The organism is Saccharothrix sp. CB00851 (genome assembly GCF_001905065.1).
GTDB lineage: Bacteria > Actinomycetota > Actinomycetes > Mycobacteriales > Pseudonocardiaceae > Actinosynnema.
The window spans coordinates 1-10,258 of the sequence record NZ_LWLC01000055.1; the positions used below are offsets into that span (position 1 = coordinate 1).

The 10,258-nt window shown below is 68.4% G+C and carries 5 protein-coding genes and 1 pseudogene; 3 read left to right on the forward strand and 3 right to left on the reverse strand.

The window, feature by feature from the left end:
- Positions 1-448: IS3 family transposase (locus A6A25_RS37240; protein WP_143193669.1), on the reverse strand; the 448-nt coding region annotated here is incomplete at its 3' end.
- Complete coding sequence (locus A6A25_RS37245; RefSeq protein ID WP_073898479.1) at positions 445-756, reverse strand: transposase; 312 nt, start codon at positions 754-756, stop codon at positions 445-447. The genes A6A25_RS37245 and A6A25_RS37240, both read right to left, overlap by 4 nt.
- 76 nt (positions 757-832) lie before the next feature.
- On the opposite strand from A6A25_RS37245, the gene A6A25_RS37250 reads away from it, so the two are divergent.
- The gene (locus A6A25_RS37250; protein ID WP_073898481.1) at positions 833-1,762 is read left to right on the forward strand and encodes a tyrosine-type recombinase/integrase; all 930 of its coding nucleotides are present in this window, start codon (positions 833-835) and stop codon (positions 1,760-1,762) included.
- Between the two features lie 323 nt (positions 1,763-2,085).
- Here the strand turns inward: A6A25_RS37250 and A6A25_RS37255 are convergent, their stop codons facing one another.
- Positions 2,086-2,742 (reverse strand): hypothetical protein, encoded by a 657-nt coding sequence (locus tag A6A25_RS37255; protein WP_143193670.1) that lies wholly within the window; start codon positions 2,740-2,742, stop codon positions 2,086-2,088.
- 307 nt (positions 2,743-3,049) lie between these two features.
- On the opposite strand from A6A25_RS37255, the gene A6A25_RS37260 reads away from it, so the two are divergent.
- Both A6A25_RS37260 and A6A25_RS37265 read left to right on the forward strand, forming a co-directional pair.
- Positions 3,050-6,361 carry a LamG-like jellyroll fold domain-containing protein gene (locus A6A25_RS37260; RefSeq protein ID WP_143193671.1) on the forward strand — a complete coding sequence of 1,104 codons (3,312 nt, stop codon included), beginning with the start codon at positions 3,050-3,052 and terminating at the stop codon, positions 6,359-6,361.
- 386 nt (positions 6,362-6,747) lie between these two features.
- Positions 6,748-10,258 (forward strand): annotated as a pseudogene (locus A6A25_RS37265) (type IV secretion protein Rhs); the annotation flags it as partial.

Sequence of the window (10,258 nt, forward strand, 5' to 3'; positions counted from 1 at the left end):
CCGCGAGCCAGAAGACGCCCTCGCCGGTGCGGATCCGGGTCGCGTCGGCCACCCACAGCCGGTCCGGCGCGGGCGCGGTGAAGTCCCGGTTCACCCGATCAGGGGCCGGTGCCGTTCGTGGATCCTGCCTGGTCGACGGCGTCCGCCACTGTTTGCGCAGGAGCGCGCCCGGCAGCCCGGCCTGGCGCATCAGCCGCTCGACCCGCTTGCGCGACACGCGGACGCCCCGACGCCGAAGCACCTGATGGACCCGCGGACTGCCGTAGGTCCCGCCGGAGGCGGTGTGGATGTCGACGATCTCCGCGGTGATCGCCCGGTCCTCGCGCTCACGGTCCGACGGGTCGGCCTGTCGGGCCACCCAGCCGTGGTAGGTGGAGGAAGCGACACCGAGGACCCGGAGGACGAACTCGACCCCGAAGCGGCCGCGAAGCTGCTCGACGAGCTTCACGACCGTCGCCGGGTCGGGTCGAGTTCGGCCGCGAAAAACGCGGACGCTGTCTTCAGGATCTCGTTGGCGCGCTTGAGCTCCGCGTTCTCCTTGCGCAGCCGGCGCAGCTCCTCGGACTCGGTGGTCGTGGGCCGGTCGCCACGTTCGCCGCGGTCGACCTCGTCCTGCCGGATCCAGTTCCGCAACGCCTCGTGGTGCACGCCCAGCTGCTCGGCCAGGCGTCGGATCACCGGCTTTGGGTCGGACTCCCGGTACAGCCGGACCGTACGCGCCCTCAACTCGTCGGGGTACTTCTTCGGTGGTGCCACGGACGACTCCCTTCAGGCCCTATCGGACCATGTCTGGAAAGCCACCGGGCTACCGGGGGAAGCTCAGTTCGGTGACGTGCCGTTGAAGGAGATCTCGCGGATCGCGGTGAAGGGGTGGGTCAAGACGCTGCGGCGGTCGCTGGCCGAGCGCACCGTGGTCGATGTCGTGACGCTGTTGTCGATGTTGTTGGGTGAGGCGGTCGACGAGGGGTTGATCGGGGCGAACCCGTGTCGGCGGTTGCGGGTCAACACCGGTGATGATGACGAGCGGCCTCATGCGTCGCCGTGGCAGGTGCGGGCGATGGCGCAACGGTGTTCACCCGCGGACGCCGTGTTGGTGGTCACGGCGGCGTACACGGGTCTGCGGTGGGGTGAACTGGCCGGGCTGCGCTGGGGCCGGGTGGACCTGGCCCGCGGGGTCATCACTATTGACCCGGACAAGGGAGCGCTGCACGAGGTGGGTGGCCGGTTGGAGCTGGGACCGCCGAAGTCGAAGGCGGGCGTCCGCACGGTGCACCTGCCGCCGTTCCTGGTCGACCTGCTTACCGAGCACCGGGCGGACCGGATGCAGGACCACGTCTTCACCGGTCTGGATGGAGGGCTGCTACGCCGGTCGAACTTCCGGCGCAGGGTCTGGCTGCCCCTCGTCAACGGCGATCCGACCCGAGGGTGGGCACCGATCCACCCTGGTCTGCACTTCCATGATCTACGTCACACGCATAAGACCTGGCTCATCGAGGACAGCGTGCCGGAGATTCTCCAGTGCAAGCGCCTCGGGCACCGGATGGCAGGTGTCAGGGGCACCTATTCGCGTGTGTCGCAGGTCATGGTGGACGCGATGCTCGACGGGCTGCAGCGTCGGTGGGAGCGTTCGCTGGTCGCTCCCACGGGTCAGGGAGGGGTGACCACATACGGTGTCGACGATCACGTAAAGATCGTTTGCTCCCAATTTGCTCCCACGACAGCAGAACAGCCCGTCGGTAGTGATCACCGACGGGCTCTCTGACCTGCGTTTATAGATGGTGGACGATACTGGGATTGAACCAGTGACCCCTACCGTGTCAAGGACATAGGGGTCCGGCTCTGACCTGCGCTTTCTCGACTCGCGCAGGTCAGAGCCGGTCGTTCCTCACGATCAAATCGAGTTCCGGCGCATTCCGCACTGTTCCCGTCGCCGCCAGATCGCCCTTTGATCTTGCAGTATCCGAATTGATCAGTAGCGGGCAGGTCGGATGTCAGCCGAGTCCTTCTCGACACCTCCAGTGCTGGAGTTGCGGTGGAGACGAGCGTGTGTCGGATCCGGCGCGCCGAGGTCGGCGGGGGCGTGGGTCAGGCGGTCAGTAGTGGTGCGGTGGCTTGTCCGGCCTTGGTCAGGATGCCGGCGGCGTCGGCTTCTTTGGGGCCGTAGAACAGGATGCTGGTGAGGATGTCGGCTTTGCTCATGACGAGTTGGCAAATCCGCATGAGCTGGAAGGTGTAGCAGACCCCGAACTGGGCGTCGGCGCCCAACGGTGGCAGGGTGAGTTCCCGTTCCGGGGTGTAGGGGCCTTCGTCGCCGAACATGAACGGCTGGCATTCCAGAGCTTTGCGGGCGTGTTCGACGGTTTCCGCTGCGGCAGCGATCCGGCGGTACGACACACGGAATTGATCGACGTAGGAGAACGCCGGCTTGTTGATCCATGAAGTGGACAGTCGCGTCATGGACATGGCGCCGTCGGTGGGCAGTTCGGCAGGGCACAGCACGACCGAGTAGTTCTTCTGCTCGGCGGAGTCCTCGCGGGTGAAGCCGAGCGGGACGAGGACGTCGTCAGGCAGCTGGGCCTTGATGAGTCGCGCCTCGATGAGGGCCGGATCGGGTGCTGTCGGCGTGCTGCTGCTGGTGGTCGTCGTGGTGGTCGGTGTGGTGCTCGACGGTGGTGTGGCCACTGATGCGGTCGAACACCCGGCCAGCAGGACGGTCGTGAGGATGATCCCCCCAATTCGCATGGGCGGGGACCGTAGCAGCACGCCCGGTAACCATCGTTGCTGGTGGGCGGCCCCGCGCGCACGTGGCGGCGGTCACATACCGGACGGTGTGGAATTGGGCCGTTCGGCTGCTGTCGCGGGTTGGTTGAGCGGACATGATTCCTCCTCGGGTCGGGGACTCAGCACAACGCCGCGTGCTCATGCGGTTCGGGGGATCTTCGTGTGGTCGCGCGTTCGTGCGCGTGGGTTCGGCCTGCGCGTTTTCGGTGTGGGGGTCGTTGTCGCGGTTGTCGGTGGTGTGTTGACGGCGCCGCCTGCGGTGGCGGAAGTGCCTGGTTCGGCTCCGGATGAGGCGACGGCGTCGCGGTACGCGGAGGCGCGTGGTGAGCCGGTGGTGGTGGAGTCGGCGACCACGGAGACCGACGAGTTGACGGCGAATCCGGACGGTTCGTTTACGTTCAGGCAGCACGCCCAGCCGGTGCGGGTGCGGCGTGGTGACGGTTGGGTGCCGGTGGACCTGTCGTTGGAGCGTCGTGCGGATGGTTCGTTCGGGCCGAAGGCCGCTCCTGTCGACGTGGTGTTCTCGCCCGGTGGCTCGGGGTCGGCTGATGAGGCGGTCGCCCGTGTGGTGCGGGGTGAGGACGAGGTCGGGCTCGGTTGGGGGCGTGATCTGCCGCCGGCTGTGGTGGACGGGTCGTTGTTGACGTACCCGGAGGTGTTGCCGGGGGTGGACCTGAAGGTCGAGGTGACGATCAACGGGTTCAGTGAGGTTCTGGTGGTGAAGACGGCGCAGGCGGGGGCGAGCGCCGAGTTGGAGCGGATCGCGTTCCGCACGCACGCCGAGGGTGTGCGGGTGCACGACGGTCCCGGCCCGGGTGGTGACCTCATGGTCAGGGACGAGTCGGGGACGCCGGTGTTCTCCGGTGATGCGTCGTCGATGTGGGACTCCTCCGGTGGTGACGGGGACAACCACACCGAAGGGCCGGCGGAGGGGGACCGCAGGGCGGAGATGGGTGTCGAGGTCGGTGCCGACTCGGTGGCGGTGTTGCCGGACCGGGAGTTCCTGGCCGATCCCGGCACGAGGTACCCGGTGGTGATCGACCCGGAGTACTACTGCGGCAACTGTGGGAAGGTGCACCACGTCGTGGTGCAGGACCCGTGGCCCGACGCGCGGAACTTCGACAAGACCAGCGGTGTGCTCGGCGATCTCAAGGCCGGGTACCTCAATGCCGCGTCCCTGAACGCCGATTACGCGGGTCGGTCCCGGTCGTACCTGCAGATGCACACGGCTCCGATCCTCGGCAAGCACATCATCAGGGCCACGCTGCAGACACGGGTGATCCACACGTTCAGCTGCTCGCCGTCGCCGACGGAGTTGTTCGTGAGCCCGCCAGTGGACGCGAACACGACGTGGGCCAACCAACCGGGCTGGTACTACCGGCTGTCGGAGACCAATGTCGCCAACAACGCGGCGCATTGCCCCAACGCCGGTCAGGCCGACTTCGATGCCACGGCGGCGGTGTGGCAGGCGGTGAACGAGGGTTGGGGTTGGACGACGTTTCTGTTGCAGGCCAAGTACGAGGGGGACCTGGACAACTCCTGGCGGCGGTTCGACCTGAACCCGTACCTGGAGGTGCGGTACAACAGTTGGCCGTACATGCCGACGGCGTTGGGCATGGAGGGGTGGGGGCCGGATCCGTCGCACGCGATCTCGTGCGGCATGGGTGCCGGGCGGCCCGCGGTGTTCACGAGGACGCCGCGGTTGCGGGCGCGGATGAACGATCCGGACGGCGGCATCATGGACGCGATGTTCCGGGTGTTCGACGGTGTCGCGCCGGTGTCGGCCGAGACGGGCACCAACATCTACGTGAACGGGATTCCCGCGGGTTCGTACGCGGAGGTGCAGATTCCGCCGAACCGCATCACGAGCGACGGCCTGCACACGTGGCGGGTGTGGGGCAGTGACCACGGCCTGTTCACGGGTTACGTCGACTGCGAGTTCGCAGTGGACACCAGGGCGCCGAGCATGCCTGTCGTCACCTCGACCGACTACCCGGAAGACGGGACTGCGCCCGATCTTGGCGGTAGGACGGGCATGTTCACGTTCAAGCCCGGCACGCCGACCGGGTTGGGTGGCGCGATGGATGTCCGTCGTTACGGCTGGACGCTCAACGACGCCAGCGCCATCCCCCGGTCGGCCCCCGTGCAGTCGGCCGACGGCACGGTGACGGTCCCGATCGCTCCGACGAAGGCCGGGGTGAACACGTTGTACGTGACGGCGTTCGACGGCGCGGGCAACCGATCGGCGACCTACGCTTCCTACGTCTTCAACGTCGCGGAACCGGCCGACGTCAAAGCGGGATGGCATTTCGACGAGGTGAGCGGCACGGTCGTGGAGGACAGTGCGGGCAACCACCCGTTGGCGGTGGCGGGCGGCTCGTTCGCCGCGGGCTACGCGGACAACGGTCTGACGTTCACCAGCGGAACCGCGGTGTCGTCAGGCCCGGTGGTGGACACCTCAGAAGCGTTCTCGGTGTCGACGTGGGTGAAGCTGGACCGCACGAATGGCTACTTCACGGCGGTCAGCCAGGACGGTGGCAGTGCCGGCTCGTTCTTCCTGGGTTACAGCGAAGATCTCAATGGCTGGACCATGGCGGCGCCGCACGCCGACTCGAAGACGTCCCTGTTCGCGCGGGCGGCATCGACCAGTCCGCCGGTGACCGGTGTGTGGACCCACCTGGCCGGCACGTACGACCCGATCCAGGATGCCATGAAGCTGTACGTCGACGGCAAGTACCAGGCCACCGCCACGGTGGAAACCTGGGACGGGGCCGGCGCGTTCGTGGTCGGCGCGGCGAAGTGGGACGGCATCCGCGTCAACCACTTCGCGGGCTCCGTCGACCACACGCTGGTCTGGGACCGGGTGCTGGGCGCTGACGAGGTCGCCGAGCAAGCCAACCTCGTGGTGCCGCGCGCCCGGTACGCGCTCGACGAGCGATCCGGTGCCACCACCGCCGACGTGGTCTCCGGCCAGAACGCGACGCTCACCGGCGGGTACGTGTGGGGCGGTCAGCCGGTCGTGTCGGCGGCGAGCGAGGAGAAGTGGCTCAACTTCACCTCGCCGGGCACCGGGCATGCTTCGGTGCCGCGTCCGGTGAACTTCCGGACCGACCGCTCGTTCACCGTGAGCGCGTGGGTGCGGCACACCGGTGAGCCGGGTGCTCGAAGCATCGCGGTGAGCGGCCATGACAGTCAGAACTCGCCGTTCACGTTGGGCTACAACGGCTCGCGGTGGGAGTTCTCCATCGCTGGTAGTAATGGCGCGACGTGGAGCGCGCTGTCGGACGACTTGGCGATGTCGAACAACTGGGTGCTCCTCGTCGGCAGCTATGACGCGGTGACGAGGCGGATCTCACTCAACGTGGACCGGAATCGCCAGAAGTCCTATGCCGGAGCCACGTCCGACGGCAGTGGTGTGGTCGGGCGCCAGACCACGTCGAACCTGTGGCTGGGGCGAGCGACCGCGGCGGGTGTCGGCGCCGCGCGTTGGGTGGGTGACCTGGACGATGCCCGAATTCACGCCGGTGTCCTCCCGGACGTCGACGTCTGGGCTTTGTACGACGCGACGATCCACTTCTGAGTGATCCACCGATCGATCCGAAGCGCAAGACGAAAGGCCTCGTGGTGAGCGTTTCCCTGCGTGCATGGGCCCGGAAGGCCGTCGCCTTCGGTGTGGTGGTCGTGTTGACCACTTCCACCGCGCAAGCTGTCGCGGTCGCCGCGGAGCCGGATTGGCGGGCGGAGATCCCACAGGAGGTTTCCATCCCGACGCATCCGGTGGAAGTGCGTCCACTTCCACCGGATCCGGCGAGTGGGGCGGTGGTTACCGCTCCGACGGCACCGGGTGGGCAGTGGCCTGGGGCGGCGGTCGGTGAGGTGGACTTCGCGGCGTCGGGTGGGACTGCCGGGCAGGCGGTGGCGCGTGCGTTGGGTCGTCCGGTGTGGGCTGTGGGGACGCCGGTCTCGGTGGGGTTGAAGGATCAGGCCGGTGCGCGGCAGGTGAAGTCGGGCAAGGTTCGCGTCCAGGTGCACGAGCGGAAGTCGGACGCGGTGTTGTTCAGCGTGTCGGATGCCGGTGGTGTGCGTGGTAAACCGTTGGATCTGCGGTTCGACTACTCGGCGTTCAGGTCGGCGTTCGGTGGTGATTACGCCGCGCGGTTGCGTCTGGTGAGGTTGCCGTCGTGTGCGGTGGCGACGCCGGAGAAGGCGGAGTGCCAGGTCGCGACGCCGGTGGAGGGTGCGGAGAACGACACGTCCGCGTCGGTGTTGTCGGCTGCGGTGACGGTGGAGTCGGAGCCGGTGGTGTTCGCGGCGATGGCGGCGGCGTCGGGTCCGGCGGGTAGTTACGCGGCGACGTCGTTGGCTCCGGCGGGGTCGTGGAGCGCGGGTGGTTCGTCGGGTGACTTCACCTACGGTTACCCGATGCGGGTGCCGCCGGCGATCGGCGGTGCGGCGCCGAAGGTGTCGTTGGGGTATTCGGCGCAGAGCCTGGACGGGCGGACGTCGTCGACGAACAACCAGGCGTCGTGGGCCGGTGACGGCTGGGACCTGGCGCCCGCGGGGTTCATCGAGCGGCAGTACAAGCCGTGCGGTCTGGACCTGGGTGGCAACAACGGTCAGACGAAGACGGGTGACCAGTGCTGGGCCGCGGACAGCGTCTCGATCAGCCTGGTGGGTGTGTCCGGCAAGTTGATCCGGGTCGGCACGACCAACCAGTGGCGCGCCGAGTCCGACGACGGCGCGCGGATCGAGCGCCTGGAGGACACGGTCAACGGCGACAACAACGGTGAGCACTGGAAGGTCACCACGCCCGACGGCACGCAGTACTTCCTCGGGCTGAACCGGCTGCCGGGGTGGACGGCGGGCAAGCCGGAGACGCAGTCGGCGTGGACGATGCCGGTGTACGGCAACCACGCGGGGGAGGACTGCCACCAGGCGGGATCGTTCGACGCGTCGTGGTGCCAGCAGGCGTACCGGTGGAACCTGGATTACTCGGTCGACCGGCACGGCAATGTCAGCACCTACTACTACAACCGCGAGTTCAACCGCTACGGCCGCAACGCCGATGCCAACAAGGGCACCGAGTACGTGCGCGGCGGGTGGCTGGACCGCGTGGAGTACGGCCTGCGCGTCGACAACGTCTTCGGCCACCCCGGTGCGAAGGTCAGCTTCGAGACCGCCGAGCGCTGCCTGCCCGGTGGTGCGGTGACGTGCGACCCGGCGCAGCTCAACACCTCCACGGCGGCGAACTGGCCGGACGTCCCCGTCGACCAGATCTGCAACGCGGGTGAGCCGTGCACGCACCGGCTGACCCCGTCGTTCTTCACGCGCAAGAAGCTCACCAAGGTCGTCACCCGCGTCTCCGACGGTGGCACCGGGTTCCGCGACGTGGACTCGTGGGCGTTGGAGCACGAGTTCCTCGCCACCGGTGACGGTCTCGCGCCGGCGATGAACCTGAAGTCGGTCAGGCACACCGGTCTGGTCGGTGGCAGCGTGCAGCTGCCGCCGACGGTGTTCGGCCACAAGGCGCTGCCCAACCGGGTCGACACCGGCACCGACAACCGGCCGCCGATCACCCGGCACCGGATCGTGATGATCACCGGCGAGGCGGGCAGCCACACCCAGGTCGAGTACAGCGACAACGACTGCGTGGCGGGGTCGCGGATGCCGGCCGCGCCGGAGTCGAACACGTTGCGCTGCTACCCGTCGTGGTGGACGCCGGACGGTGGGTTGACGCCCGAGCTGCACTGGTTCCACAAGTACGTGGTCACCTCCGTCGTGGACGACGACCGCACCGGCGCGTCGAGCCTGGTCAAGACCAACTACTCCTACCTCGGCAATCCGGCCTGGCACTTCGACGAGGCCGAGTTCGCCGAGCCCGAGCGGCGCACGTGGTCGCAGTGGCGCGGGTACGCCACCGTGCGCACCACCAAGGGCGACCCGGCCGGCACGCAGTCGGTCACCGAGGTCGTCTACGGCCGCGGCATGGACGGCGACAAGCTGCCGTCCGGCACCCGCGAGGCGTGGATCACCGACTCGGAGCAGGTGTCGATCCGCGACGTGAAGCGGCTGCGTGGCTACGTCCGCGAGACCCGTCAGTACAACGCGGGTCAGCTGGTGTCGGCGTCGGTCAACGACCCCTACCTGCCCGAGACCGCGACCGCGACGGACGCCGCGGGCAACAAGGCGTACGTGACCGGTGACGCCTCGGTGCGCGGCCGGACGTTGCTGGAGGACGGCACGTGGCGGCGTACCCGCGTGGACAAGGCCGACTTCACGCCCGAGGGCGTGGCCGCCCGTACCGAGGACCACGGCGACACCACCGTGACCGGTGACGAGACCTGCACCCGCACGACGTTCGCCCGCAACGAGACCGCGTGGCTGCTCACCATGGCTTCGCAGGTCGAGACCGTGGTGGGCACGTGCGCGGTGACCGCGTCGGCGACCACGATCCAGTCCCTGGCCCGCTCGTACTACGACGACCAGGCGCACGACGTCGCCCCCACCCGAGGATTGATCACCAAGGCCGAGGTGCTGGACAAGTGGGACGCCACGGGGCAGACGTGGGTCACCGCGTCCCGTGCGACCTACGACGCCGTCGGCCGTCCGCTGGACGTGTGGGACGCGCGTGGTGAGAAGACCACCACCGACTACACCCCCGACACCGGACCGCTGACCGAGATCTCCAGCACCAACCCGCTCGGCCACGTCAGCAGGGAGTACCTCGACCCGGCGTGGGGCCTGTCGACCGCGTCCGTGGACGCCAACGGCCGCCGCGCCGACCTGACCTACGACCCGCTCGGCCGGCTGACCGCCGCGTGGGTGCCAGGCCGGTCCAAGGCCGCCGGGTTCAGCGCCAACGCGGTGTTCGAGTACCAGTACAACACCGACCGGACCAGCGTCGTCGTCACCAAGCAGCTGCAGGGCGACGCCCGGTACCTGACGGCGTACACGCTCTACGACGGACTGCTGCGCGAACGCCAGACCCAAGCCCCTTCACCGCATTCCGACGGTGGGCGGCAGGTCACCGACACCTTCTACGACTCCCGCGGGCTGCCCTACAAGACCAACGGTGTGCGGTGGGAGAAGCAGGCACCCGGCGACGTCCTGGCCGCCAGCTACGACAATGAGGTTCCGGGCCAGACCATCACCGAGTACGACGGCCTGGGCCGGCCGACCGCCGCGATCCTGCGCAAGTTCGGCACCGAGCAGTGGCGCACCACCACCTCCTACGGCGGCGACCGCGTCAAGACCACCCCGCCCCTGGGCGGCACCGCGACCACGCTGATCAACGACGCCCAGGGCCGCACGGTCGAGAAGCGCCAGCACACCGCGGGCGTCGACAGCCCCTACGACGCGACGAAATACGCCTACAACGCCGCGGGCCTGCTCAGCACGCTGACGGACCCGGCCGGCAACCAGTGGCGCTACACCTACGACCTGCGCGGCCGGCTGGTCGCCACCGACGACCCGGACA

Coding starts and splice junctions, on each gene's coding strand:
- A6A25_RS37255 (WP_143193670.1), bottom strand. CDS start 2,742: ATGCGAATTGGGGGGATCATCCTCACGACCGTCCTGCTGGCCGGGTGT.